Origin of the sequence: Streptodolium elevatio (assembly GCF_040649515.1) — a bacterium.
Lineage (GTDB): Bacteria > Actinomycetota > Actinomycetes > Streptomycetales > Streptomycetaceae > Yinghuangia > Yinghuangia elevatio.
Genome location: NZ_JBEZFP010000041.1, coordinates 37,649 through 64,057, shown reverse-complemented (window position 1 = coordinate 64,057; position 26,409 = coordinate 37,649). Strand labels below are relative to the sequence as shown.

Sequence of the window (26,409 nt, the reverse complement as noted above, 5' to 3'; positions counted from 1 at the left end):
ATTAGTCCATTGGGAAACAGGACGTCGCCGCCGTCGAGGTACTCAAGGATCTGCTAATCGGCATGTCGACGAACGTCTTCGACAAGGACCGCTACCTCAAGCTCGTGCCGACGCGGCTCGCCGAGGACGCCGAGTTCGAGGCGCTGGTCGACGTGCTCGCGAAGCACCCGGGCGCCACGCTCCAGATGATCACCCGCTTCAACGAGCCCGAGAACATCGACGCCGACGTCGAGCGCTTCGCGAACATCTGCGGCCCGCGCGGCGTGCGCGGACAGTGGACGGCCATCCCGTCGACAGTGCGTGAGGACTACCTGCGCGAGCAGACCATCGCGCTGCACCGCCGCATCCGGGAGAGCGGGGTCGACTTCTGGCCGAACGTCCCGCACAAACCCCTTGAGCCGTTCTTCAACTTCGAGCGCGCGCTGACCTTCCAGCGCGTCGCGGCGTGGAACGAGTGGATCAACGGGCCGGCCGAGACCAAGCTCGACATACTGGCCGACCCCGAGTGGCGGGCCCGTGCCCGCGAGGACTACGACAACAGGGTCAGCTCGTCCACCTCGCGCCTGGACCGTCCCGAGTCGCTGATCTTCGCGATCTCCGAGACCGGCGCCGGCCCGCTGGACATCTCCTGGCGGGCGTACGCCGAGCAGGAGGGCAAGCACCTCTCCGACGCCCTCGCCGACTGGATCCTGGCCAACGGCATCAAGTCCTGCATGAAGGGCATCCCGGACGACTTCGACGAGCCGGTCATCGCGGACCTCTTCAAAGAGCCGCACACGCTGACCAACATCAACGACTCCGGGGCACACCTCCAGCTCTTCTGCGGCTCCGGCGAGAACGTCTACCTGCTGACGCGCTTCGTCCGCGACACGGGCCTGCTGAGCGTCGAGGAGGCGGTGCACAACCTGACCGGCAAGCTGGCCGGCTTCTTCGGCCTCGGCGACCGCGGCGTCATCGCCCCGGGCAAGGCGGGCGACCTCGCGGTGTTCGCGCTCGACGAGATCGAGGTGCGGCCCGAGGTGAAGCTGTACGACAACCCGGATGGCTCGTGGCGCTTCAGCCGCGGCAACTCCGGGGTGCGCGCCACCGTCGTCGGCGGCGTCCCGACCGTCCTGGCCGCCGAGCCGACCGGGGCCCGCCCGGGCACGATGATCGGCCGCAGCAACTGAGCGGCGGCAACCGACCGCCGAGACGGACCGGCAAGGCTGACCGACAAGGCTGACCGACAGCGCTGACCGGAGCGTTGCGCTCCGAACAAACCGACGCGAATCGAATACGCACACCTCACGGCCCCTTTACCCGGCCGGGGGGATCCTTGGGGCACGGCACCAACGCCGGGCCGGGCACCGCCCGGCCCGGCGTTTGTCACGTACGTGTCACAAAACCTACAAGCGGAGCCCGTTCGACCCCGATTCGGCTCTTCAGAGGCCTGTTCAGGGGGGAGGGGATTTGGCACAGGGCGTATGCGAAGGGCAACCTTGACGGTACGAGCTGATGTTTCTCGTGACCATGAAAGACCCAGTAACCATCCGATTTCGGTGATTTGTACGCGCTGCCATGGTCAAAGAGTCGACCAGGCATAGAGCGCAATGACCCTCAGTCTAGGTAGCATCCGCCGAGTGCCGCCCGCTACCGACGGGCACGCCCCCGACAAAGGTTCTCGATGAGTGACGATTCCCCCGCGCCGACCCTCTCAGCCGCACCGCAGACCGGCAGGTCCGTGCGCCTCGCCAAGGGAGCTTCTCCCTGGCTGGTGCCGACCGCGCTGACCGCAGCGGTGACCGGTTGTGCGGCGCTCCGCTCCCGGCGCTGGGCCATTGCGGCCGTGCCGACGCTGGCGCTGACCGGCGGCATGCTGTGGTTCTTCCGCGACCCGGAGCGCACTCCGGTCGAGGAGGGCATCATCGCCTCCGCCGACGGCGTCGTGCAGAGCATCGACCCCTGGCCCGACGGGCGGACCAGGGTCGCGACGTTCATGAGCCCGTTGAACGTACATGTGAACCGCGCTCCCCTGACGGGTGTCGTCAAGTCCGTCGAGCACAAGCCGGGCGGTTTCGTCCCGGCGTTCAACAAGGAGAGCGAGCACAACGAGCGCGTGGTGTGGGTGTTCGACACGCCGCGCGGCGATGTCGAACTGGTGCAGATCGCGGGCACCGTGGCCCGGCGCATCGTGCCCTACCTGGAGCCGGGCCATGAGGTCGAGGTCGGCGAACGCATCGGCCTCATCCGCTTCGGCTCCCGCGTCGACGTGTACCTCCCGCCGGGCATCGAGCCCGCAGTGCAGGTCGGCCAGCGCACCCGAGCCGGGGAGACGCGCCTTGACCGGGACTGATTTCGACAAGTTCGACGGCTTCGAGCCGATCGAGTACGCCGACGAGCACCCGATTCCGCGCACCGACCCGGTTGCGGAGGAGACGCCCCTGTCGTCGCGCATCTCGGCGGCGGACGTCCTGACGCTGGGCAACGCCGCGTGCGGCTTTCTGGCGGTCTACTTCCTCGCCGTGGCCACCGTGGCGCAGCACATGGACGGGTACGGCGTACCGGCCGACCGCCGCAGTGCCGCCGCGGCGGTGGTCCTGATGCTCATCGGCGCGCTGTTCGACCTGTGCGACGGCCTGGTGGCGCGCAAGCTGCGGCGCTCGGCGCTGGGCGCGGAACTGGACAACCTGGCCGACGTCATCACCTTCGGCGTGGCCCCGGCGTTCTTCGTGGTCACCTGGGCGGCCATCCCGCTCGGCCCGGGCAAGACCCCGGCCGTGCTGGTGGCGCTGTCCGTGCTGATCGCGGGCGTGCTGCGGCTCGCCCGGTTCGCCTCGACACCCGGTCGCCCGGGCGTCTTCCAGGGCATGCCGATTCCGTTCGGCGCCCTGACGGTGGTCTCCATCGTGCTGCTCGACCTGCCGTTCGTGGTGGGCGCGGCCGGCATCCTGCTGACGGCCTGGCTCATGGTCAGCCGCATCGAGTACCCCAAGCCGCAGGGCAAGCTGGCGATCCTGACGATGCTGTTCATCGCGGCGAGTGTCAGCTGCCTGACGCTGTGGGCGACCGACTCGCCGGGCGGCGACGCGATGCTGACGATGGGTGCGAGCCTGCAGATCTCGCTGGCGCTGAGCATCCCGGTGGCGGCGATGACGCGGCGCGGCGCGCGGTTCATCGGCGTACGCATGATCCGCTAGCTCAACCGGCACCGACCGGTACCGAGCCACGCAACGCCCCCGGTGGTCCCCTGCGGACCGGCGGGGGCGTTTCGTCGTCCCGGGCTCTCGGGTACCCGGGAGCGATGCGCTTCGTTCAGCCTGGGCTCAGGGCCGTCCGGGTGGGCTGGTCCTGTTGCCGGAGGTACGTGAAGTCGGCCCCCGGGACGTACATCTGGTGGCTGATCCTGGTCGTCACCACGTTCGTCTACGAGTCGCTCCCGGAGAACGCGCGCGAGGTGTTCCTGCGGCAGCGCAGCACGAACATCGAGCACCTCGACTCCGACCCCGTGCACGTCCTGATCGGCAGCGCGCTGTGGACCAGCGGCGGCGGGCTCTTCTACTACCTGGTGATATTCACCGTCTTCCACGCGACGGCCGAGCGGTGGCTCGGAACGTGGCGCTGGCTGTGCGTGGCCGGTATCGGGCATATCGGCGCGACGTACCTCAGCCAGGGGCTCGTGCTGCTGGGCATCAGGATGGGCACGCTGTCCGAAAGCATGCGCGACGTCGTGGACGTCGGCGTCAGCTACGGCCTCAAGGCCGTGATGGCGATGCTCGTCTGGTACATCGCGCGGCCGTGGCGTTGGCTGTACCTCGCGGCTGTGCTGCTGTCCGTGGTGATCCCGCTGCTCGACGGCACGACGTTCACCGACATCGGCCACTTCTCCGCCGTGCTGCTGGGCCTGGCCTGCTACCCGCTCGCCGGCGGCCGCGGTACGTGGGACCCCGCCGCCTGGGCCCGCGGCGTACGCGCCCAGATCGCCACGGCGAGGGCCGCCCGCGCGACGCCCTGACCGAAGCGCCCTGACCGCTACAGCCTGACCGCTACAGCCTGACCGCGACGACCTGACCGACCCGTCGCGTCCCACGGCCGACGCACCACCGACCAAAGTCGATCGGATACCCGACTTCCGCCGCTGCCGCGGCGCCCGCACCCGTGGCTAGGCTCGACGGGCAGGATCGGCCCTGCCCCGCACCAGGCACGACACGAGGGAGTTCGGGAGATGTCCGGAGCCCCCGGTTCACACGTCGCGCGATGGGCCCACGGGCTGCGGCGCACCCGCCGGCAGTGGCGCAACGACGCCGCGCTCGGCGTCGCCGCCTTCCTCCTCGGCGTGCTGCTGCTGCTCGCGACGATCACCGACGACCCGCAGGCCCGGAACCACCTGCCGCTCCAGGTGACCGCGGGCACGCTCGCGGCCCTGGCGGTCACGCTGCTCCGCCGCAGGCACCCCACGGTCATCGCGGTGTTCTTCGCGGTGGCCGGGTTCATCGTCGTCCCGATCATGGGAAGCGCGATCGCGTCGTTCTTCAGCGTCGCGTCGTACCGCCGCGCGCGCACCGCGGTTCTGGTCGTCGGGCTGCACGTGGTGCTGGTGCTCGTGCTGTTCCGGATGGCGACGATCTCCTGGAGCGAGTACTGGCAGGCCAGCGGCACCTTCCTGTTCCTCGACGCGGTGGCGCTGACCAGCGGCATGCTGGTCCGCTCGCTGGGTCTGCGCGCCCGGCAGGCCGAGAACGAGCAGCGCCTGCGCGTCGACGAGGCCCGCCATCTGGAACGCGAGCGCATCGCCCGCGAGATGCACGACGTGCTCGCGCACCGCATCTCGCTGCTCGCGGTGCACGCCGGCGCGCTCGAGTTCCGCGCGGGCGCGTCGCCGGAGGAGGCGCGCGCGGCAGGCGTGATCCGCCAGTGCGCGCACGACGCGCTGGAGGACCTGCGCGACGTGATCCGCATGCTGCGGACCGACGAAGGCGCGGCCGAGACCGACGACGCCGGTGAAGCGGACCGGCCGCAGCCGACGCTTGCGGACCTGCCCTCGCTGGTCGAGCAGTCGCGGCGGGCAGGCGCGGCCGTCGAGTTCGCTTTCGCCGCCGTGGGCCGGGCACCCGACGCCGTGCCCCCCGACGAGGCCACGGCAAATGCGACGGCCAACGCGACGACCTACGCGACGGCCGACGGAGCCGGCGGCGGCGGTGGTGTCGCCGTCGGCGTGGATCCGTCCGCGGTTCCGGCGAGTCTGGGGCGGCACGCGTACCGCATCGTCCAGGAGGGCCTGACCAACGCGCGCAAGCACGCCCCCGGCGAGCCGGTTCGGGTACGCGTCGACACCACGGGCACGTCCGGCCTGCGCGTCGAGGTCGTCAACCCGCTGCCGACCCTGCCCGCACCCGGCGGTCCGATACCGGGGGCGGGCGCCGGCCTGATCGGTCTGGCCGAGCGCGTGACGCTGGCCGGAGGACGCCTCGAACACGGACCCGGCGGCGGAGACTTCCGACTGCGCGCCTGGCTACCGTGGACCCCGTGACCCCACCCGAGCAGGATCCCCCGGCCACGCAGGACCCCGTACCGCAGGACCCGGCACCGGTCCGCGTCCTCCTGGTCGACGACGACGCACTCGTGCGCGCGGGGCTGTCGATGATGCTCTCCGGGCCCGAGGACATCCTCGTAGTCGGCGAGGCCGCCGACGGCAGCGAGGTCGATGCCGCGGTGCGCGAACACCGGCCGCACGTCGTGCTCATGGACATCCGCATGCCGACCATGGACGGCCTCGCCGCCACCGCACGGCTGCGCGGGCGACCGGATTCGCCGCAGGTCATCGTCATGACGACGTTCGACACCGACGACCACGTGCTGCGGGCGCTGCGCGCCGGGGCGGGCGGATTCCTGCTCAAGCACACCCCGCCCGCCGAGATCGCCCGCGCGATCCGCCTGGTGGCGTCCGGCGAGCCGATGATGTCGCCGTCCGTGCTGCGCCGCATGATGCGCTACGTCGCCGACTCGGGCGGCAACCCGCGGCGCGACCGCGCCCGCGACCTGCTCGCCCGGCTGAGCCCCGGCGAACGCGAGGTCGCCCTGCTGGTCGGACGCGGCGCGACGAACGCCGAGATCGGCCGCGAGCTCTCGCTGAGCGTGGCCACCGTCAAGGCGTACGTCTCCCGGCTGCTCACCAAGCTCGACCTCAACAACCGCGTGCAGATCGCCCTCCTGGTGCACGACGCCGACGAACGCCAGGACGGCGGCGACCCGGGCACCATGACGGACGGACCGCGCGCGTAGCCTTTGGTCGCGCGGCCGTCGACGTACGGCCGATGCCGCGCGCCGGGTGGCGTCGGCAGGCTCGAAAGCATGATCCGAGTCGAACACCTCAGCAAGCGGTACGGCGACCACCGTGCCGTCGACGACGTCTCGTTCACGTGCGAACCCGGCACGGTGACCGGCTTCCTGGGCCCCAACGGAGCCGGCAAGTCGACGACCATGCGGATGATCTGCGGCCTCACCCAGCCCAGCGCCGGGACCTCCAGCGTGCTGGGGGTGCCGTACGGGACCATCCCCAACCCCGGGCGCCACGTCGGCGTGCTGCTCGACGCGTCGGCCCGGCACCCCGGGCGTACCGGGCGCGAGACGCTGACGCTGGCCGCGATGCTGCTCGGCGTTCCGCGTACGCGCGTGGACCAGGTGCTGGAGGAAGTGGGCCTGGCGGCGGCCGCCCGCCGCCGCGTGGGCGGCTACTCGTTCGGCATGCGCCAGCGGCTCGGCATCGCGCAGGCGGTGCTGGGCGATCCGGGCGTGCTGATCCTCGACGAACCGTCGAGCGGGCTCGATCCCGAGGGCATCCACCAGATGCGCGTCCTGCTCCGCGACTTCGCACGCCGCGGCGGCACGGTGCTGCTGTCGTCGCACCTGCTCTTCGAGGTCGAGGCGATCGCCGACCGCTACGTCATGATCGCGGGCGGCCGGATCGTCGCGCAGGGCCCCAAGGACGAGCTGCTGCGCGGGCGTTCCGGCGCGGTCGTACGGGCCGGCGACCCGGCCGCGCTCCGCGAGGCACTGGACCGCACGGGCCTCGAAGTGCGCGACACGCACGCCGACGGCTCGATCGTCGTCGGGGCGGACCCCGAGCAGGTCGGCCTCGCGGCGGCCCGGCACGGCGTCGCGCTCGTCGAGCTGCGCGGCGCAGAGGACCTGGGCCTGGAGGAGCTGTTCCTGAGCCTCACCGGCTCGCAGACCGCCGAGGAGGCGAAGGCGCGATGAGCCTGCACACCACGACCAGGCGGGATCCCGTGGAGACGGTCTTCGTGCCGGAGACGGCCCCGGCCGCGCCCACGCAGTGGATGTTGACCAAGGTCGAGTTGCGCAAGATGACGGACACCCGGTCCGGACGCTGGGTGCTGGCGGTGATCGTCCTCGCGATGATCGCGATGGTGTGCCTCATCGTCTTCGCGGGCGCGGACGGCGACCGCGAGGTGCCGGAGCTGTTCCTCGCCTCGCAGCTGGGCCTGTCGGTGCTGCTGCCGGTGATCGGCATCCTGTCGGTGACCGCCGAGTGGTCGCAACGCAGCGGCCTGTCGACGTTCGCGCTCGTCCCGAAGCGGCATCGCGTCGTGTTCGCCAAGTTCGCGGCCGGCGTGATCATTGCCGTCGCGGGCATCGCGCTGAGCGCGGTCGTGACGTACGGCGGACAGGCGCTGGCCATCGCCACCGACAACGCCGAGGGCGGGTGGGGCATCCCCGCGGATCTCGTCGCGACACGCCTGCTGGACTGCGTCATCGCGGTCGCGTCGGGCATCGCCTTCGGCATGCTGCTGTCGAGCCCCATGCTGTCGGTGCTGACGTTCTACGGGTTGCCGCTCGTCCTGGGCATCCTCGGCGGCACGGTCGCCGCGACGGCGGACACGATGGAGTGGGTCAACCCCGGCCAGGCGATGTCACCGCTCAGCGAACGCGGCGGCATCTCGGGTACGGAGTGGGCGCGGGTACTGTGCAACACCGCCGTGTTCGGTGTGGCCCTCTTCGTCGCGGGCCTCTACCGCACGTCCCGCCGCGAAGTAACCTGACCGGCGAGGGCCACCGGGCCCGATGACCGGCGCCTCGCACGCCTCCGCCGCTCCGAACGCCTCGGCCGCCGGGCGCGGACGCCGATTCGGCGGCGAGGCCGCCCAGGCCCGGCCGTGAATCCCATTCCGCGCAATACCCGCCGGTCGGACGCGTGATCGCGAACAAGGAGGACTGTGTACGACATCAAGGACCCGCAAGCCGCCGCGCACGCCGTCAGCGACGCGAACCGCGGGTCGGGGCTGCGGTTCGGTCTCGGCGAACGGTTCGCGGACGGCCTCCAGGGCGGCGCGTGGAACCTCGCCGAACCCGGCGGGCGACGCGCCGTCCTGAAGCTGCGCCGCGCCGACCCCCGCATGCCGATCGGCGACGTCGCGCGGGCGGTCGAACGCGTGCGCGGCGCCGGCTATCCCACGCCGCGGTGGCTCGCCACCGGCGATCCGGGCGGCGGGCTCACCTACCACGTGCAGGAGTTCGCGTACGGCAACGCCTCGACCCCGTTGACACCGGACACGATCCGCCCGCTCCTGGACACACTGGAACTGCACGCCGGGCTCGACCCGCTCCCCTCCCGCGACAGGTCCGCCGAGGCATCGGCATCGTCGACGGACGAGCGGCCCGGCAGCCTCCGGCGTGCCGTGGCGGCGCTCGGGGAACCGGGCACCGCCCTGCTCGGCCGCTACGACCGGCTCCTCGCCGCGGCCGGGCCCACGCCGCTGCCCGGCGGAGACCTCGTACACGGGGACTTCAACAGCGTCAACATCCTCCTGCGCGCCGACGGCACCGTGTCCGCGGTGATCGACATCGACGAACTCGGCAGCGGCACAAGAGTCCTCGACTACGCGGCGCTGCTGCGGGAGGCGTACGTCGAGGGCTACCACCCCGATGTCGCCGCGCGCATCCGCGCAGCCGCCGTACGCGTCGCCGGCCCCGCCGTCCTGGCCTGGTGCGCCGCCCCGGCGGCCTACTTCATCGCCCCCTTCAAGGCCCGGCACGACCCCACGCGGCTCCCCGCCACCCTCGAACGCCTGCACCACATGGCGAACTCGCTGTCGAAGACCCTGTAGCCACCGCCTGCCCGGCCGACGTGTTCGAGATCCGCAAGCGCGTCCGAGCCCGACGGGGTCGGGGCGAACACGCGGACGTACGCGCGCTACAGCGACAACGCGACCGAGAAGATCTCGGCCATCTCGTACTTCACCGCATAAACGGCGCCGTCCGGCGTCTTCCACCAGCGGTACGGGTAACAGCGGCCGGCCGCGGCGCTCGCCGCACCCGCCCGGCTGAGGCTGCCCGACATAACCTTCGCGGCGTTCTTGGCCCCGTCTGGATCGAGGTCGAGTTCGGCCACTATCTCGCTGCCGCTGATCCGCCGGCCGGGATCGGCGAAGAGGTAGCGGTGCACGCGCCGCCCCGTGTCGTCAAGCGTGTCCCAGTAGGTCAGTGCCCGCCCCCGGTCCCCCGGCTCCCATTGCGGCGGTTCGTCGTGACCGCTGCCTCCGTCGTGGTTGCTCCACAACTCGTCGTCGTCATCCATGCGTGTGGTGGCCATGCGGCCATCGTGGCAGCGGCCTTCCCTGCGTGGGCCGTGTTCAGCCGCTTGTCCGTGAACCGGCGCCACCGAGGCGGTGGTCGAGGCCGGTCCAGCGTTTGCCGGCGGAGACCGTGCGGACGGCTTGGCCCAGGGCTCGGCGTGAACCCACCAGGACCACCAGCTTCTTGGCGCGGGTGACCGCGGTGTAGAGCAGGTTGCGCTGCAGCATCATCCAGGCGCTGGTGGTCACCGGGATCACAACGGCCGGGTACTCGCTGCCCTGGGAGCGGTGGATGGTCACCGCGTACGCGTGCGCCAGTTCGTCGAGTTCGGCGAAGTCGTAGGGGACTTCCTCGTCCTCCTCGGTGCGCACCGTCAGCTTCTGGTCGTCCGGGTTGATGCCGGTGACGACTCCGCCGGTGCCGTTGAAGACGCCGGACTCGCCCTTCTCGTAGTTGTTGCGGATCTGGGTGACCTTGTCACCGACGCGGAAGGTGCGTCCGCCGAAGCGCTTTTCGAGGAGGCCGGGACGCGACGGTGTCAGGGCCTCCTGCAGGAGCAGGTTCAGCGCGCCCGCTCCCGCCGGGCCACGGTGCATCGGGGCGAGCACCTGGACGTCGCGGCGCGGGTCGAGGCCGAACTTCCCCGGGATGCGACGTGCGACGACGTCGACGGTCAGCGTCGCGGCTTCCTCGGCCTCCTCCACCGGGAACAGGAAGAAGTCGGCCAGGCCGTCGGTGACCGGCGGGCGTCCGGCGTTGATGCGGTGGGCGTTGGTCACCACGCCGGACTGCTGCGCCTGCCGGAAGATCCGGGTCAGGCGTACGCGCGGCAGCGGCGCGGCGGCCAGCATGTCGCGCAGCACCTCGCCGGCGCCGACGCTCGGGAGCTGGTCGACGTCGCCGACGAACAGCAGGTGTGCGCCCGGCGGCACGGCCTTGACCAGGCGGTTCGCGAGAAGGAGGTCGAGCATCGACGCCTCGTCGACGACGACGAGATCCGCGTCCAGCGGGCGGTCCTGGTCGTACGCCGCGTCTCCCCCCGGCCGCAGCTCCAACAGCCTGTGCACGGTGGCCGCCTCACACCCCGTCAGCTCCGCCAGCCGCTTGGCGGCGCGCCCGGTCGGGGCGGCGAGCACGACCTTGGCCTTGCGGGCGCGGGCCAGTTCGACGACGGAACGCACGGTGAAGCTCTTGCCGCAGCCGGGCCCGCCGGTGAGCACGGCGACCTTCTCGGTCAGCGCGAGGCGTACCGCGGCTTCCTGCTCGGGGGCCAGCTCGGTGCCGGTCAGGCCGCGCAGCCAGGCCAGCGCCTTGTCCCAGTCGACGGTGGCGAACGCCGCGAGCCGGTCGTCGCGGGCGCCGAGGAGACCGCGCAGACGCGATGCGAGCGAGAGCTCCGCGCGATGGAACGGCACGAGGTAGACGGCCTCGACCGGGTCGCCCTGGGATCCGGACGGCGTGACCGGCCCCGGCATCTCCTCGCGCACGACGCCCTCCTCGGCCACGAGTTCGTCGAGGCAGCCGCGTACGAGGTCGGCCGCGACGTCGAGGATCTTGACGGCGTCGTCGACCAGTTCGTCCTGCGGGAGGTAGCAGTGGCCGTTGTCGGCCCCTTCCGAGAGCGTGAACTGCAGTCCGGCCTTCACGCGTTGCGGTGAGTCGTGCGGTATGCCGACGGCCCGGGCAATGGCGTCTGCGGTCTTGAAGCCGATCCCCCACACGTCGGACGCGAGGCGGTAGGGCTCGGTGCGCACTATCTCGATCGACCGCTCGGCGTACTCCTTCCAGATGCGCACCGCGGGCGACGTCGAGATGCCGATGCCCTGGAGGAAGACCATGACCTCCTTGATGGCCTTCTGCTCGACCCACGCGGCGGCGATGAGGTCGCGGCGCTTGGGGCCGAGGCCGGGCACCTCGATGAGGCGCTGGACGTCCTCCTCGATGACGTCGAGCGCGTCCACGCCGAAGTGCTCGACGATGCGGTCGGCCATCTTCGGGCCGATGCCCTTGATGAGCCCGGAGCCGAGATAGCGGCGAATGCCCTGGACGGTCGCGGGAAGCACGGTCTCGTACGCGTCCACGAGGAACTGCTTGCCGTACTGCGGGTGGCTCCCCCATCGCCCCCACATGCGCAGCGACTCGCCGGGCTGCGCGCCCAGCAGCGGGCCGACGACGGTGAGCAGTTCGCCGACCCCGGCGCCGCGCCCGGTGTCGACGCGCCCGACCGTCCAGCCGTTCTCGTCGTTCTGGTAGGTGATGCGCTCGAGCACCGCTTCCAGGCGCGCGGGCGACCCCTGCCCGGGGCCCCCGGGCGCGCCGCCCCCGGGCGTGGCCCCCGCTCGGGGGCCGCCCGGCACGCCGGGCGAGGCGGCCTGCGTACCTGCTGTCATGACGCTTGAGGCTAGTCCGTCACCCGGACACGCACGGCGGGTTGTCCACAGGCCTTCCGGGCTGGGGACGGCCGCCCGCCCCGGCGGCGGACGCGCCGCTCAGGGACGCGTCACGCCGATCGGATTGGGCACCGGCACCGCCTCGGTGTCGATCAGATGCCGGGCCAGTGGCGTGGCCAGCGCGATCGCCTCCTCGGCGGCGTACTCGCCGAGCGCCCGGATCGGCGCCGAGGCGAGGCGGTTCGTGGACTGCTCGACCGAGGCGCGCAACGCCACCCCTGCTTCCGTGAGGTTGCCCTCGGTGTCCAGAACGCCGCGCCCGATGAGCTCGACGAGTGCCCGCTCCCACTGCTTCTCGGTCCAGCCCCGGGACACCAGCAGCCGTTCCCCCGGCGCCAGTCCGGCGGCGGCGTGGGTGACGGACGCCTGGAGGCCGTCCAGTCCGTGGTCGACGGCCGTGAACACGTGGCCGTCTCCCCGGTGTTCGCGCAGCACGGTGGCGGCGAGCCAGACACGCAGGCGAGGGTGGGCGTCCTCGGGCAGGCGTACGCCCGACCACGCCGCCGCCAGCGGCCGCGCCCCGAAGTCGCAGGATCCCGCGGCGTGTTCGAGCAGCGTCGCGAGGCGGGTCAGGTCCGCGCCGGCAGGCAGGGCGCGGGCCAGCGCGCGGTCGACGGCGTCGAGGCGGGAGTCCAGGACCTCCCGCGGCGAGGCGAAGGACCACGCGTCGGGCAGCGCGCGGGCCACCTTGTCCGGGGCGAAGCCGAAGAACATCGCACCGACCGCCTCGGGGCCGATGGCGCCCAACGGGGCCGCACGGCCCGCGAAGTAGCCCATGAACCAGCCCTTGAGGCCCGCCTTCGTGGCCGCGTCGCCCACCTCGGGCGCGAAGTAGACCAGTGCGTGGATGGGTTCGATGCCCGCCCACAGGCGTCGCGCCGGGTGGTTCTCGTAGGACCCGCCGTCCGCTCCGGCTGTCGTGTCGCGTGTCATGTCGCCCTTCCTGTCTCGACGCCCAGCACCGCGCGCCCGGCTTCTCGCGCCCAGCTTCTCGCACCCGGCTTGTCGCACCCAGCTTCTCGCGCCCGGCTTCTCATGCCCGTCGGTCGCCTACACCGGCCGGCCTCACGCCCGGTCGGCTGTCTCCGCGACCGCCGTCGTCTCACCGGCACGGTACGCCGCCGGACCGCCCGGTGCCGCGCCCCTCCGCCGCCCGGCGAGCAGAACCGACACGGCGGATGCGCCCAGCGACGCGCCCGCCAGCAGATACCAGAGCCGGTCGAAATCGTCCGCCGCCCCGCCCCCGGCCATCGGGCTGCCGAGCACCACCACCGCGAGCGACACCCCGAGCACCGAACCGAGTTGGCGCAGCATCGTCACCACACCCGAGCCGGTCGCCGCGTGCTCCTGGGGCAGCGCGGTGACCGCCGCCGCGACGAGCGTGGGCAGCATGAGGCCGACGCCGAGGCCGGTGAGCATCATGCCGGGCAGCATCGAGGCCGCGTACGCGCTGTCCGCCTCCAGGGTTGCCGCCCACCACAGCGTTCCGCCCGCGAAGAGCGCGCCGCCGACCGAGGCGAGCAGTCCCGGTCCGGTGCGGGCCGCCCACTTGCCGGCCAGGATCGCGGTCGGCGGCACGAGCAGCGGTCCGGGCGTGATCGCAAGCCCGGTGCGCAGCGCCGACCACCCCCAAACGCCTTGCGCCCACAGGGTGATGCCGAGCAGCATGCCCGCGAACGCCAGGCCGAACAGCACCGACGCGACGCCCGCGACGCCGAACGCCCGTACGCGCACCAGTGCGGGTTCCACGACCGGGCGGGGGTGCCGGGCCGTGCGCACCACGAACCACGCTGCCAGCACCGCGAAAACGGCCCACGCCGCGAGCGCCCGCGGTGACGCCCAACCCCACTCGTCGGCCTTCACCAGCCCCAGGGCCAGCGCCCCGATGCCGACCGTCACCAGGGCCGAGCCGAGCAGGTCGGGCAGCGGGCCCCGCTCGCCGACCGGCGGCCCAGCGGGCAGGACGCGCGCCCCGACGACGACCGCGGCGATGCCGATGGGCACGTTGACCAGGAACACCCAGCGCCACCCGGGCTCGGCGAGCAGGCCGCCGAGCACCGGGCCGACGGCGGCCGCGACTCCGCCGACCGCGGTCCACACGCGCACCACCGCGGCACGCCGCTCGGGCGGGTACGAGGTGAGCAGCAGACCGAGCGAGGACGGCATGAGCAGCGCGGCGCCGGCGGCCTGCAGCAGCCGGGCGCCGACGAGCCACCCGACACCGGGAGCGGCGGCGCAGAGCACCGACGCGAGGGTGAAGACCGCGGTGCCGCGCAGGAAGACGGTGCGGTGTCCGCTGCGGTCGGCGAGGCGGCCCGCGGGCACGAGCAACGCCGCGAACACGACCGCGTAGCCGTTGAGCACCCACGAGAGGTCGGCGAGGTCGGCACCCGGCCAGGTCTCGGCGATCGACGGGACGGCCACGTTGACGATGAACAGGTCGACGTTGACCAGGACGACACCGGCGCAGACCACGGCGGCGACCAGCCCGCGGCCCCGGGAGGGGTCGCGGGGCACGGATTCGGACATCGGCTCCCCTTGCCTGCTACTTGCCGGTCACGCGCCTGCCGCTTGCCGAGTGGCGCGTGCTGCGTGCTGCGTGCCGGCTCTTGCTTGCTTGCCTGCCGCCCGGTGCCCGGCGCTTCGTGCCGCCGGTGCGTACCGCCCGGTGAGTTCCATGACGCAACTCACCGTAGAGACAGTGAGTCCTTTCACGCAACCCACTACGCTGGGTCCATGCGCCGCAAGAGCTTCGAAGACATGCCGTGCTCGGTCGCCCAGTTTCTGGAGGTGGCCGGGGAGTGGTGGAGCATGCTCGTGGTGCGCGATGCCTTCCTCGGCGTCACGCGCTTCGACGACTTCCACGCGCGCCTGGGCATCTCGCGCAACGTGCTCGCACAGCGCCTCGAACACCTCGTCGGACACGGGGTGTTGGCGCGCCAGGCGTACCAGGACAATCCGGTGCGGTACGACTACCGCCTCACCGACAAGGGCCGCGCCCTGTGGCCGGTACTGACCGCGATGCGGCAGTGGGGCGACGAGTGGGCCGCTCCCGACGGGCCCCCGCTGGCCCTCGTGCACAAGTCCTGCGGGCACACCATGACCGCCGTGATGGTGTGCGAGGACTGCGGTGAGCGCGTGGGCCCGGGGCAGGTCAGGGTGTCGTCGGGACCCGGCGATCCGGAGGGGTCCGTTCTGCCGCCCCACCTGCGCCGCAAGGACCGCACGCCGGCGGAGTGACGCCCTGCGCGACCGGCCGCGGGAACCCCCGACGACGCCGTCACGTTCCGTTGGGTGGTGGACGCAGACACCATTGACTGTGCCAAATATCGGCGATAGCTTCACGGCACCCGGAACCTGCGGCGGCAATCGTGCGCGCTGGTACACGCACACGACGCGGCCAGGCTCCCAGCTTCACCCGCGAACTGCGATAACCGCACGTGGCGGTCCGCCCGCCGCCGTGCCGAGCAGAAGGACCATGCGCATGCCTGTCATCAACGAGCAGATCGAGATCGCCGCCGCGCCCGAGGCGGTCTGGGAGAAGCTCGCCAACTTCGGCAACTTCCCCCAGTGGATGGTCCCCCACGTCGAGTTCCCCGGCGGAGGCCCGGAGAAGCTCGAGGCCGGCGTCGAGTACGACGAGAAGATGAAGCTCATGGGCTTCCCGGCGGACATCAAGTGGACGATCAAGAACGTCGAGCCGGGCGTCCGCATCGACCTCGACGGCAAGGGCCCGATGGGCGTCAGCATGGTCGAGTCGTTCATCGTCGAGGCCGCCGGCGACGGCACGCTCTTCAAGATCGACTCCGAGGTCAAGGGCGGCGCGGTCTCGATGATGGCCGGCAAGGTCACCAAGGCCACCCAGGAGGCCCTGGTCGAGTCCCTCGGCAAGTTCAAGGCGCTCTTCGCCTGAGCCTGCGCCTGCGCCTGGTGTGAGCATCCACGCGCCCCGCACCGGACGCCCGCCTGACCTGTGATACTTGACCATTCGTCATGTCTCACTGGACTCAAGGTGGGTCGCCGGTACGGGGCGCGTTGCGCGTTCCCCGGGCGTCCCGGAAGGGACGTGTCTTGCCCGCCAATCCCCCCGCGACACCCCCGGGGAACCCGTTCCCGTGGCCGATCCACCAGACCACGCTCGGCAACGGCCTGCGTGTGGTGGTCAGCCCGGACCCGTCCGTCCCACTGGCCGCCGTCAACCTCTGGTACGACGTCGGCGCACGCCATGAACCACCCGGCAGGCACGGCTTCGCGCACCTCTTCGAGCACCTGATGTTCGAGGGCTCCGCCCATGTCGCGAAGGGCGAGCACTTCGCGTTCGTGCAGTCCTGCGGCGGCGACGCGATCAACGCGTCCACCAGCCCCGACCGCACGAACTACTACCAGACCGTGCCCTCCGGGCAGCTCGAACTCGCGCTGTGGCTCGAGGCGGACCGCATGGGTTCGCTCGCGCTCACCCAGGAGACGCTGGACAACCAGCGCGACGTGGTCAAGAACGAGCGGCGCCAGCGCTACGACAACGTGCCGTACGGCCGGTGGAGCGAGGTGATGGTCGAACTCGCCTACCCCGAGGGCCATCCGTACGCGCACTCGACGATCGGCTCGATGGCCGAGCTGGACAGCGCGACCCTCGCCGACTTCACCGAGTTCCACGCCACCTACTACGCGCCGGACAACGCCGTGCTCACCGTGGTGGGCGACGTCGACCCCGACAACGTGGTCGCCCTCGCGGAGCGCTACTTCGGACGCCTGCGGCCGCGCGGGACCTTCCCGGCCCCCGAAGCCGCCGAGCTGCCGCGCCGGTTCGGGGCGGGCCGCGCGGTGACGCTCGTCGAAGACGTGCCGCTGCCCCGGGTGTTCCTGTGCCACCGCGGCCCCGCCTGGGGCTCGCCGGACTCCGCCGCGGCCGAGATCCTGGCCACCGTGCTCGGCCGGGGACGCGGGTCACGGCTGTACCGCGGGCTCGTGACGGACCGTCGACTCGCCCAGTCGGAAAGCGGGTTCATGGCCTCCTGGGGGCTCATGCACCACGCCTCCATGATCATGGGCGCGTGCGCGCCGCGCGAGGGGATCGAGCCGGAGGCGGTCGTCGCGGCGTACGCGGAGATCTGCGACGAAGCCGCGCGCGGCGGCGTCACGGCGGCCGAACTGGAGCGCGCCCGCGCCATGCTCACCGGCGACTGGCTGCGCGAACTCGCCACCGTCAACGGCCGCGCCGACGCGCTGGGACAGTACGCGACGCGCTTCGGCGACGCCGCGAGCATCCGGGACCGCGTCGCCCTGCTCGACGCGGTGACCGCCGAGGACGTGCTGCGGGTCGCCGCCGACACCTTCCGCCCCGACAACCGCATCGTGCTCAGCTACCTGCCGCAGGCGAAGACCGCGGACGAACCCGAGGCCACCGACGCCGATACCGATGCCGATGCCGACACGGGTGCCGACGACGCCGTCGACGGGACCGGCGACACCGCGCGCGGCACCGCGGCCGCCGACGAGGAGGACGCAGCGTGAGCACCACCACCCCCGCGGGCGACCGGGCCACCGACGCCGCTCCGGACGGGACTTCGTCCGCCGCGCTGCTGGTCGCCGAGCGCCCGTTCGGCGCCGGGCCGCGCCCGTACACCTTTCCCGAGGTGCGGCGCGTCCGCGTGGCGGGCGGCGAGATCGTCGCCGCGCACCTGCCCGGCCGGGCGATGGCATGGGCGGGCCTCGTCCTGGAGGCCGGCGCGCTGCACGAACCCCCGGGCCTGGAAGGGCTCTCGCGGGCGACCGGCGGCCTGCTCGACGAAGGCACCGAGAACTACTCGGCCGACGAGTTCGCCCTCGCCGTCGAGGGCATGGGCGCCCGCTGGACCTGGGGTCACGAGTGGGAGACGCAGAGCATCGGCGTCGACGTCCCGGTCGCCCGGCTCGCGGACGGCGTCGACCTGCTCGCCGAGGCCGTACGCCGCCCCGCGTTCACCGACCAGGACGTCGAGCGGTTCCTCGCCGACATCGCAAGCTCCCTCAAGCACCAGTGGGCGCAGCCCGGGACGCGGGCGCTGGAGACGTACCGGCGGGCGCTGTTCGGTCCGGACAGCCGCTACGGCAGCCTGCTCGACGGCACGCCGACCAGCAACGCGGGGGTGACGGCGGAGCACATCCGCGACTTCCACGCCCGGCGCATGACCTCCGCCGGGACCCTCGTGGTGGCCGCCGACCTCGACGCGGTGGACCTGGCGGCGCTCGGCCGCGCGGTGTTCGACGGCGCCTCCGGGCCCGACGGCCGGGCGGACGCCTCGCCCGCCCCGCAAGACCCGGCGGGCGTACGGGTGCTGCTCGTGGACCGCCCCGGCGCGGTGCAGTCCGTGCTGCGCATGGGCCACACGGCACCGCCCCGGTCCACCCCCGACCTCGTCGCCATCGACCTGTTCGCAGAAGTGCTGGGCGGCTCGTTCACGTCGCGGCTCAACCACCAGCTGCGCGAGGTCAAGGGCTACACGTACGGCGCCGGCGCATCCTTCGCGCACGGCCGCCGGGTGGGCACCTTCACGGTGGCCGCCTCGGTGCACACCGAGGTCACCGCGGACGCCGTCGCCGACGCGCTCACCGAGGTCCGGCGCATGCACGAACACGGGGTGACCGAGGAGGAGTTCGGCACCACCAAGACCCACGTACTGGGGAGCGTGCCGATCCGCCTCCAGACGCCGCGCGGCATCGGAGGCCGGGTGCGCGAAGCGGTCGTGCACGGGCTCCCGGACGACCATGTCACGCGGCAGTACGCCGAGATCGTGGCGGCCGAGCCCGCGGAGGCGACCCGTGCCGCGGCGACGTACCTGCGCCCGGACGCACTCACGGTCGTGGTCGAGGGCGACGCGGCCAAGGTGCTCCCGGACCTGGAGGCGGCCGGGTTCGACGTGACGCGGGTGGCCGACTGACGCAGCTGTACGCCGGGCCCGCGAGACCGCGCCCGGCCGTCACTCCCCCGGCGCGTCGCGCACGTAGTCCTGGCGGTAGGCACTCCACACCGCCGGGCCGAGGTCGTGCGTGACCGTCGGGGGCAACGGCCAGATGGGGCCCTGGAGTTCGCACAGGACCACGTGGCGCCCGGCACCGGCGTCGAACCACCGCACCCCGACCGCGCCGACCGAGGGCAGCAGCGCGGGCACCGCATCGGAGTCCAGCCACCGCGCCACCGCCCGGTCGTCGCCCCGCACCGCCAGGTGCAGCAGCTTCTCCCCCGCCGGGAACAAGCGGGCGACGGACACCGCCGGCCAGCGGCGGCGTTCGCGGCACACCAGCCGGATCCCGTCGAGTTCGGCCGTCAGTTCCAGGGGCGCGGTGCTGCCTATCGCGGTCAGGCCCTGGAACTCCGGGGTGTCCAGGACGTCGGGGTGCTTGAGGTCGTACAGCGTCAGGAACCGGGCCGGCTCGGGCAGATCCGCAGCGTCGTCGGCCGCCGGTACGTCCGACAAGGCGGACGCGCGGGACGCGCCCGACGCGCCGGAGACACCGGGCTCGCCGGATGCGAACGCACCGACGAGCTCGAACCGGCGTACCCGCCGCACACCCGGGACCCGCAGCACCAGACCGTGGTAGCGGTCACTCCACGGAGTGAACGAACCGTCCGTGGCGCTGGGGAGATCGGACCGCACGTGGAGGAGGCCGGCCCCGAACTCGAAGCGCGCGAGGGCGTCCCATGTGCCCGACTCCCCGCCGCCCATCGCACCGCCTCCGCCTCCTCGGCGTCAGCGTTACTACCCGGCGGGAGGGAAAAGCATGTCCTCTTTGCCGAACATCCGGGCCGTGTCGGCGGCCGACGGCGTGCCCGCGTTCGGGTCGGCCCCCGACGCCAGGAGCGCCCCGGCGATCTCCGGCTCGTTCTTGAACACCGCGCCCGCCAGCGGCGTCTGGCCCCGGTCGTTCGCCCGGTTGGCGTCCGCGCCCCGCTTGAGCAGCACCTGAACGGCGGCAAGATGCCCGTGGTACGCGGACAGCATGAGCAGCGTGTCACCTGCGTCGTTGGCCAGGTCGACCGGCAGCCCGGCGTCGACGTAGCTCGCCAGCATCTCGGCGTCCCCGCCCCGTGCGGCGGCGAACACGCGGGTCGCCAGTTCCTGCATGGCGGCCTCGTCGGTGTCCGGCTCCTCCGGCCGCTGCCGCCACGGCTCGTTCGCTTCGGTCACGCGTCGCACCCTTCTCTCGTCTCCCGGGCCCGCCGATTCTGACAGGATCGATCATCAGGTCGGCCGGACCCGGCGTCCCGGAAGGAAGACTATGTCGCTCTCGAAGAACGTCCAGATCACCGAGGCGCTGTACACGTACATCCTCGACCACTCGACCACTCGACTCCTCCGGACGCGGTCCAGGAGGAGCTGATCGAGCGCACCCGGACGTCGCTCGGCAACCGGGCGGGCATGCAGATCCCGCCCGAGCAGGGGACCTTCCTGACGCTCCTGACGAAGCTGGTGGCCCCGCGCTTCGCGGTCGAGGTCGGCACGTTCACCGGCTACTCCGCGCTCGCCATCGCGCGCGGCCTCCCCGAGGGCGGGCGGCTGCTGTGCTGCGACGTGTCGGAGGAGTGGACCGCGGTCGCGCGCGAGGCGTGGCTCAAGGCGGGGGTCACCGACCGCGTGGAGCTGCGCATCGCCCCGGCGCTCGACACCCTGAACTCGCTTGCGACGTCCCCGCACATCGACATGGCCTTCGTCGACGCCAACAAGGACGGGTACGTCGAGTACTGGGAGGCGCTCATCCCCCGCATGACCCCGGGAGCCCTCGTCCTCGCCGACAACGTGCTCTACAGCGGCGACGTCGTCAGCCCCGCCCCTGGCGGAGCCGCCGAGGCCGTGCACCGGTTCAACGAGCACGTACGCGCCGACCCGCGCGTCGAGGCCGTCATCCTGCCGGTCGCCGACGGCCTGACCTTCGCCCGCGTCCTGGGCTGAGCGGCGACCGGGCGCCGCCCAGCCGCCGTACAGCCCTCGTACAGACGCTCACACCTGCTCACACAGTCCTCAAGCGGTCGTCACGCGGTGCTCAGGACGGTGTGCAGGCGCCTCCCCTCGACCGTGATCCGCGAGGTGCCCTTCGCGGTGGCGAAGGGCTCCAGGCCCGGCAGGAGGCCGCGGGCACCGCTGCGCGCCGCGGACTCGGCGGCGATCGCGAGGATCTCGCCGAGGCCCGCCGGACGGCGTTCGGCGGCGAGCAGCGGCGGCAGGAAGCCGGTCATGAGGTCCCAGGTGGCGGCGTACGCACCGGCGCTCGCGACCTGCTTGAGAGAGTCGACAACGCGGGTCGTCTTGACCCGGTCCATCGCGACAAGTCGCGCGAGTACGCCGCCCGTTGCCGAAGCGTCCCACGGTGCATCGGGGCGGGCGGCGAGGGTGAGGTACGCGTCCGCCGTCCGGGTGCGGTCCTCCGGATGCCGGGCGCCCAGCCCATAGGCCACAGCAAGTGCCATACCCGGCCCAGGAGTTCCGTCCGCCTCGGCGAGCAGGGGCAGGATCTCGGTGTGGCCGCGGTGGTCGTCGGCGGTGACGATGAGCGGGACCGCGGCGTGCGCGGCGATCAAGTCGCGGTGGGCGGGGGCGACAAGGGCCCAGCACGGCATGTCGAGGTGGCTCTCGTAGCCGTTGACGTCCTTCCACCGGCCGTCTCCCTCGGGCACGTCGCACAGGTGCGGCGCGAGGTTGCCGTCGGCAAAGGCCCCGGGCGTGGGTCCGACGGCGGCCAAGAGGTGATGGTGAACGATCTCGGCGCCATCCCGCGTCTGCCACCAGTGCGTGTCCTGCTTGCGGGTCCCCTCCCACTGCATCACCGCAGGTGCCGGCATGCCGCCGGCGGCCATCACCTGGGCGGCCCACTCGCCTGCGGGTGAGGCCAGTTTCCCGGCCCGCGCCACGGAGTCGGCGTCGATCTCGCGCGGCAGGCGCAGCAGGGCCTGTTCGAGGTCGCAGGCCCACGGCGTACGCCCGGCGGCCTCCCACTCCTCCAGGCCGCGCACGAGTTCCGCCGGGTCGACGTAGCCCGACGCCGTCACCGGCTTGGCGAGGTACGGCCCGGCAACCGGGACGCGAAGGCGCTGCGCGACCTCGTGCAGGCGGGTCACCAACACGTGCTGCGGCCCCGGAACCCCCGCGCCGCGCTTGGCGCCGACGCCCTCGCCCTTGCCGAACAGGCTGCGGAACCAGCCCTGTTGCCCGGACTTTCCGATGGTCGCGGTGGCCATGGCGGCGACGGCGGTGTACGCGTTGGTCACGTCGGTGCCGAACCACGTCATCCGCCCGGCGTCCAAGGCCCGTTCCACCACCGGGCGCAGGCCGTCGGCCAGCGCCTGCCGGTCGCGCGCCGATTCGCGGAGCAGGGCTTCGACGAGGCGCTCGACGGCGATCGGGTCGGTGGCCTCGGCCCTGCTCGACCACATGTTGCGGGTGGTGGCGAGGTAGGCGTTGAGCTCTTCCGCGAGTTCGTCGACGGAGCCGATCGGCGGCGGGAGTTCGCGCGGTGTGAACGGCGGCATCTCGGGTGCGGGTGCCGTGGGTGCGGCCTCTTCACCCAGCAGCGCGGCGGCCGCGCCGAGGCTCGGCTCGACGAGGAAGTCGAGGGACGCCCGCAGTTCGGCGCGTACCGCGAGGGCCTGCTGCTCGGTCAGCTTCGGCAGGAACTTGGCGACGGACTTGAGCGCGCGGTCGTGGAGGTCGGAGGCGTCCTGGGTGAAGACGGTCGCCGCGGCGGTCAGGAGGTCGCCGGCGTGGTCGGGGTGCCGGCGTACGGCCTTGTCGACCCAGGTGAACTGGGCCCGCACGAACTTCTTCTCGGGCCGGAACATCACCGCACGGGTGGCTTCGACCACCTGGTCGCCGGTGAGGCGCCCGGCCTCGTCGAGGGCGCGCAGCGCGGCCTGGGCGATCGCGGCGGCAGCCGGCGGTCCGTCGGGCAGGAGCCGCAGGTAGGTGGTGACGCGCGCGGCCTTCTCGTCCTCGGTGGGCTCCAGCGCTTCGTAGAGGAGGGCGAAGCCGCGGGCGTCCGGCGGCTGGACGCCGCGCAGGAAGCGGGACAGGCAGGCGTCGAGGACGGCGTCGCGGTCGACGAAGCCCGAGTCGGTGAGAGCCCGGAAGGCGTGTGTCCAGGTCCGCGCGGGTTCCTGGTCCCGCCAGCGGTCCTCGCCCTCCATGCGGCGACCGATCTGCTCGACGTCGAACAGCCGCAGCAGCATGACGGGAGCCAGCGGATCGGCGCGCAACGACTCCGGCAGGGGCTGTTGACGGCGGTGCGGCTGCCGGGTGTGGTCGGCGAACCAGCCGGTCGTGTACCGCTCCGCGGTCGGCGGCTCGGCACCGCAGGCCCGCACGAGCCGGTCGACCAGGTCCCAGTCGCTCACCCACAAGTCGTCCCCGAGTCGCGCGGCCAGGCGCTCGGCGATGTCCGGGATCCAGCCCGGCTGACGCTCCATCAGAACGGCGACGACCTGCTCGTTCGCCGAGGCCTTCCAGTCCCCTTGAAGGTCGCGCCGCGCCAGCCACTGGCTGACCGAGGCCGCTCCGCCGATGCACGCGGCACCGGCGATCCGCAGCGGTGCGACGACCGATTCGTCGCCCCACCTCCCGCCCCGGGTCTTGAGGGCATCCTTCAGTTCCGGGACCACGCCGCGCCGCTCGGCCTCGGTCAGTCCCGCGAAGAGCGCCGGGAGTTCCTGGCGTCCGCCCTTGCGCCTGGCGGTGAGCAATATGTACGGCCAGGTAGGCACCGTCACCGGCTTGTCTCCGTTCCCGTCGTCGTGGCCCCCGTGTTCGCCGCCGTGCTCTGCGCCGTGTTCGCCGCCGCGCTCGCCGTGGCGGCCGTGCCGGCGGTTGTCCCCGAGCCGTCCGCGCCCGATGCGGCCCGCCGGGCGACGATCTGCGTCGCCAGCACGTGCTTGCACGGACCGCGCCCTCCACGGTGCTTGGCCCACCACTCGCACGTACACGTGCCGTCGCCCGCCATCCGCACCTGGTACGTCGTCTCCCGGCTGCGCACCTGTGCCCTCTCGCCGTCGACGGCCACGGCCCCGCCGTCGACGAGCGCGTGCGCGTCGCGCAGCCGCGGGTTCATCCGCTCGGCACGGCCCGTGTCATAGGGGAGTTCGCGATGGAAGTATGCCGCCTCCGCGACGTCGTAGCCGATCCGCCCCGAAGTCCCCAGGCGTACGAGGGCGGCCCGCACCCGGTCGGCGTCGATGCCCGCGTCGCGCGCCAGGTCGCCGACCTCGACGCGCGGCTCCCAGGCGAGCAGCGCCGACACGAGGTCGGCGTCCTCGGCCGCCTGGTCGGTGGCCAGCGCGTCGAGTACCGCGCCCTCGCCGGAGAAGCCGCGCGCGGCGTCCGGCGAGACCGTCAGGGTCAGCCGCATGCCCGGGAGTTCGACCTCCCAGGCGGAGGCGACGGCAGGGCTGCCCGGTGCCACGGCGGGCCCGTACACGCGCAGTGCCTTGGCGTGCCTGAGGATTCGGGCGAGGGCGCGCAGCCGGTCGGGGCCGGCCAGGCACACGGCGCCGACGGCCGGCCCGGGTGCCGCGCGCAGCGTGCGGCCCGCCGGCCTCACCCACAGCACTTGGCGGTTGTTCTTGGGCAGCGAGCGCAGGAAGCGCACCGCCTCGACGGCGCCGAGCTCGGCGCGCAGGTCGAAGCGCGAGGCCAGCACCTGTACTTCGGCGAAGCCGCGCAGCCAGCGGTCGGGCAGCGGGACCTTCTTCTCCACGATGGGTCCGTCGAACGTGGTGACGGTGACGTCGTCCGGACCGACGGCCATGTGTAGCGGATCGGAGCCGCCCACCATCGCAAGTGCCTCGCGCAGCGGCGCGTTCACGTCGACGTTCGTCGTGCCGGTGCCGAGCATCTCCCCGTCGATGCCGTCGGGCAGGACGTCGAGGCGCGCGTACACGCCGCCGCAGCCGCTGAACGACTCGAAGCGCAGCCGGTCTCCGTTGCCGGTGACGACCGGATCCAGCCAAGCCCGGTTCTGCGGTTGGTAGTAGCGTGTCGCGGCGACGTCGGCGACCGCGAGAAGGCCGCCGGCCGCGGCTTCGGGCGCGGTGAGAAATCCGGCGAAGAACCGCGGAAACGGCGAGAGTCCGTGCGAAGTCAGGCCCCCGCAGGTCTCGAGAGAGAGCCGCGGTGCGCCGTCACCGGCCAGAAGTGCGGACGAGCGCAGATACGTGAAAGAATGAACGCTGGACGACATGCCCGCAACGTACGGCGAAGGTCCGACACGCCGTACACGGGCCCGGGGTTGGGGGATCGTGGTGGGGCGGTGGGGTGGCTTGGCGGGGCTGTTGCCGTATGCGGCACAACCTTCGGGCGCCTTCGCGGGTCTCACTATCCGACACCGTGTGTCCAGGGTCCGACACACCGTCAGGTCGATGATCCTTCACGGTGATCGTGGTACGTAGCAAGATGGCGTGAAGCAACCGTTGATCCCGCGTTTCGGGGACACGCGAGATGGCGCTGTCATACTATGCGCTGGTCCATTCTGCCGGAGGTAGGACGTATGCCCACAGCGCAGCCGGGGAGCGGCTCGACGGTTCGCCGTATTCTCCTCGGCTCCCAACTTCGTCGTCTCCGCGAGGCCCAAGGCATTTCGCGGGAGGACGCGGGGTACGAGATCCGGGCCTCCGAATCGAAGATCAGTCGAATGGAGCTGGGCCGTGTCAGCTTCAAAGACCGCGACGTCGCGGACCTGCTGACGATGTACGGCGTGACGGACGAGACGGAGCGTGAGGCTCTGCTGAACCTTACCCGGGAGGCGAACGCCACGGGCTGGTGGCACAGTTACGGCGACATCCTGCCGAGCTGGTTCCAGGTGTACGTCGGCCTGGAAGAAGCGGCGTCGGTGATCCGCACCTACGAAGTGCAATTCGTCCCGGGCCTGTTGCAGACGGCGGACTACGCGCGAGCGGTGATTGTCGCCGGCCAGCCGAACGCCGCGGCGCCCGAGATCGAGCGCCGCGTGGGCCTGCGTACGCAGCGTCAACTGATCCTCGAGCGCGATCGGCCGCCCCGACTGTGGGCGGTGCTCGACGAGGCCGCGCTGCGCCGCCCGATAGGCGGTCGCGACGTGATGCGCGGTCAGATCCAGCATTTGATCGACGCGGCCGCGCATCCACACGTGACGATTCAGGTGATGCCGTTCCGGTTCGGCGCGCACGCGGCGGAGGGCGGGCCCTTCACGCTGCTGCGCTTCCCCGAGCCGGACCTGCCGGACGTCGTCTACCTCGAGCAGTTGACGAGTGCGCTGTACCTCGACAAGCGCGACGACGTCGACCAGTACACCGAGGTGATGGAGCGGCTCAGCGTCGACGGCCTGCCGCCGGACCGAAGTGTGGACCTGCTCGCCAGGATCCTCAAGGAGACCTGACAGTACGGGCCGCGCC

At 72.2% G+C, this 26,409-nt stretch carries 23 protein-coding genes; 15 read left to right on the top strand and 8 right to left on the bottom strand.

Features of this window, described 5'->3' with window-relative positions; all coding sequences use genetic code 11:
• The first annotated feature begins 62 nt into the window (after positions 1–62).
• The 9 genes from AB0C36_RS17900 to AB0C36_RS17860 all read left to right on the top strand — a co-directional run bounded on the left by AB0C36_RS17900 (position 63) and on the right by AB0C36_RS17860 (position 9,101).
• Complete coding sequence (locus AB0C36_RS17900) at positions 63–1,169, top strand: amidohydrolase family protein (RefSeq protein WP_358355086.1); 1,107 nt, start codon at positions 63–65, stop codon at positions 1,167–1,169.
• 494 nt (positions 1,170–1,663) lie between these two features.
• Positions 1,664–2,332 (top strand): phosphatidylserine decarboxylase, encoded by a 669-nt coding sequence (locus tag AB0C36_RS17895; protein ID WP_358355085.1) that lies wholly within the window; start codon positions 1,664–1,666, stop codon positions 2,330–2,332.
• Positions 2,319–3,176: a CDP-diacylglycerol--serine O-phosphatidyltransferase gene (gene pssA, locus AB0C36_RS17890; RefSeq protein ID WP_358355083.1), complete on the top strand. Its 858-nt coding sequence runs from the start codon at positions 2,319–2,321 to the stop codon at positions 3,174–3,176. The genes AB0C36_RS17895 and pssA overlap by 14 nt, the downstream gene beginning before the upstream one ends.
• 167 nt (positions 3,177–3,343) lie before the next feature.
• Positions 3,344–3,991: a rhomboid-like protein gene (locus AB0C36_RS17885; RefSeq protein WP_358355082.1), complete on the top strand. Its 648-nt coding sequence runs from the start codon at positions 3,344–3,346 to the stop codon at positions 3,989–3,991.
• A 210-nt stretch (positions 3,992–4,201) separates the two neighbouring features.
• Positions 4,202–5,506 (top strand): sensor histidine kinase, encoded by a 1,305-nt coding sequence (locus AB0C36_RS17880; RefSeq protein ID WP_358355080.1) that lies wholly within the window; start codon positions 4,202–4,204, stop codon positions 5,504–5,506.
• Positions 5,503–6,258, top strand: a complete 756-nt coding sequence (locus AB0C36_RS17875) for a response regulator transcription factor (protein WP_435839064.1) — start codon at positions 5,503–5,505, stop codon at positions 6,256–6,258. The genes AB0C36_RS17880 and AB0C36_RS17875 overlap by 4 nt, the downstream gene beginning before the upstream one ends.
• Positions 6,259–6,327: 69 nt before the next feature.
• The gene (locus AB0C36_RS17870) at positions 6,328–7,233 is read left to right on the top strand and encodes an ABC transporter ATP-binding protein (protein ID WP_358355079.1); all 906 of its coding nucleotides are present in this window, start codon (positions 6,328–6,330) and stop codon (positions 7,231–7,233) included.
• On the top strand, positions 7,230–8,036 hold the full coding sequence (locus AB0C36_RS17865) for an ABC transporter permease (protein WP_358355077.1): 807 nt from the start codon (positions 7,230–7,232) through the stop codon (positions 8,034–8,036). The genes AB0C36_RS17870 and AB0C36_RS17865 overlap by 4 nt, the downstream gene beginning before the upstream one ends.
• Before the next feature lie 174 nt (positions 8,037–8,210).
• The gene (locus tag AB0C36_RS17860; protein ID WP_358355076.1) at positions 8,211–9,101 is read left to right on the top strand and encodes a phosphotransferase family protein; all 891 of its coding nucleotides are present in this window, start codon (positions 8,211–8,213) and stop codon (positions 9,099–9,101) included.
• Positions 9,102–9,187: 86 nt separating this feature from the next.
• Here AB0C36_RS17860 and AB0C36_RS17855 read toward each other — a convergent pair whose 3' ends face one another.
• The 4 genes from AB0C36_RS17855 to AB0C36_RS17840 all read right to left on the bottom strand — a co-directional run bounded on the left by AB0C36_RS17855 (position 9,188) and on the right by AB0C36_RS17840 (position 14,549).
• Positions 9,188–9,586: a DUF6416 domain-containing protein gene (locus AB0C36_RS17855; RefSeq protein WP_358355074.1), complete on the bottom strand. Its 399-nt coding sequence runs from the start codon at positions 9,584–9,586 to the stop codon at positions 9,188–9,190.
• Between the two features lie 40 nt (positions 9,587–9,626).
• Positions 9,627–11,960 carry an SF1B family DNA helicase RecD2 gene (recD2, locus tag AB0C36_RS17850; RefSeq protein ID WP_358355073.1) on the bottom strand — a complete coding sequence of 778 codons (2,334 nt, stop codon included), beginning with the start codon at positions 11,958–11,960 and terminating at the stop codon, positions 9,627–9,629.
• Positions 11,961–12,059: 99 nt separating this feature from the next.
• Positions 12,060–12,953, bottom strand: a complete 894-nt coding sequence (locus AB0C36_RS17845) for an SCO6745 family protein (RefSeq protein ID WP_358355071.1) — start codon at positions 12,951–12,953, stop codon at positions 12,060–12,062.
• Between the two features lie 132 nt (positions 12,954–13,085).
• A complete protein-coding gene (locus AB0C36_RS17840) occupies positions 13,086–14,549 on the bottom strand; it encodes a DHA2 family efflux MFS transporter permease subunit (RefSeq protein ID WP_358355069.1) in 1,464 nt (487 codons plus the stop codon).
• Positions 14,550–14,756: 207 nt separating this feature from the next.
• On the opposite strand from AB0C36_RS17840, the gene AB0C36_RS17835 reads away from it, so the two are divergent.
• The 4 genes from AB0C36_RS17835 (at position 14,757) to AB0C36_RS17820 (ending at position 18,937) form a co-directional block, all read left to right on the top strand.
• The gene (locus tag AB0C36_RS17835; RefSeq protein WP_358355067.1) at positions 14,757–15,260 is read left to right on the top strand and encodes a winged helix-turn-helix transcriptional regulator; all 504 of its coding nucleotides are present in this window, start codon (positions 14,757–14,759) and stop codon (positions 15,258–15,260) included.
• Positions 15,261–15,504: 244 nt separating this feature from the next.
• Positions 15,505–15,933, top strand: a complete 429-nt coding sequence (locus AB0C36_RS17830; RefSeq protein WP_358355065.1) for a type II toxin-antitoxin system Rv0910 family toxin — start codon at positions 15,505–15,507, stop codon at positions 15,931–15,933.
• Positions 15,934–16,091: 158 nt separating this feature from the next.
• The gene (locus tag AB0C36_RS17825; RefSeq protein WP_358355063.1) at positions 16,092–17,531 is read left to right on the top strand and encodes a M16 family metallopeptidase; all 1,440 of its coding nucleotides are present in this window, start codon (positions 16,092–16,094) and stop codon (positions 17,529–17,531) included.
• Positions 17,528–18,937, top strand: coding sequence for a M16 family metallopeptidase (locus tag AB0C36_RS17820; protein ID WP_358355062.1), 1,410 nt, complete (start codon positions 17,528–17,530; stop codon positions 18,935–18,937). The genes AB0C36_RS17825 and AB0C36_RS17820 overlap by 4 nt, the downstream gene beginning before the upstream one ends.
• Positions 18,938–18,976: 39 nt before the next feature.
• Here AB0C36_RS17820 and AB0C36_RS17815 read toward each other — a convergent pair whose 3' ends face one another.
• The gene (locus tag AB0C36_RS17815; protein WP_358355060.1) at positions 18,977–19,723 is read right to left on the bottom strand and encodes a hypothetical protein; all 747 of its coding nucleotides are present in this window, start codon (positions 19,721–19,723) and stop codon (positions 18,977–18,979) included.
• A gap of 33 nt (positions 19,724–19,756) precedes the next feature.
• The gene (locus tag AB0C36_RS17810) at positions 19,757–20,122 is read right to left on the bottom strand and encodes an ankyrin repeat domain-containing protein (protein ID WP_358355090.1); all 366 of its coding nucleotides are present in this window, start codon (positions 20,120–20,122) and stop codon (positions 19,757–19,759) included.
• Between the two features lie 252 nt (positions 20,123–20,374).
• Here AB0C36_RS17810 and AB0C36_RS17805 point away from each other — a divergent pair, with 252 nt between their 5' ends.
• A complete protein-coding gene (locus AB0C36_RS17805; protein WP_358355088.1) occupies positions 20,375–20,947 on the top strand; it encodes an O-methyltransferase in 573 nt (190 codons plus the stop codon).
• Positions 20,948–21,027: 80 nt separating this feature from the next.
• Here the strand turns inward: AB0C36_RS17805 and AB0C36_RS17800 are convergent, their stop codons facing one another.
• Together AB0C36_RS17800 and AB0C36_RS17795 are read right to left on the bottom strand one after the other, a co-directional pair.
• Positions 21,028–23,754 carry a DUF7824 domain-containing protein gene (locus AB0C36_RS17800; protein WP_358355058.1) on the bottom strand — a complete coding sequence of 909 codons (2,727 nt, stop codon included), beginning with the start codon at positions 23,752–23,754 and terminating at the stop codon, positions 21,028–21,030.
• Complete coding sequence (locus tag AB0C36_RS17795) at positions 23,751–25,220, bottom strand: SWIM zinc finger family protein (protein WP_358355056.1); 1,470 nt, start codon at positions 25,218–25,220, stop codon at positions 23,751–23,753. The genes AB0C36_RS17800 and AB0C36_RS17795 overlap by 4 nt, the downstream gene beginning before the upstream one ends.
• A 306-nt stretch (positions 25,221–25,526) precedes the next feature.
• Between AB0C36_RS17795 and AB0C36_RS17790 the strand changes: the two genes are divergently transcribed.
• Positions 25,527–26,393: a Sco1979 family transcriptional regulator gene (locus AB0C36_RS17790; protein ID WP_358355054.1), complete on the top strand. Its 867-nt coding sequence runs from the start codon at positions 25,527–25,529 to the stop codon at positions 26,391–26,393.
• The last annotated feature ends 16 nt before the right edge of the window (positions 26,394–26,409 follow it).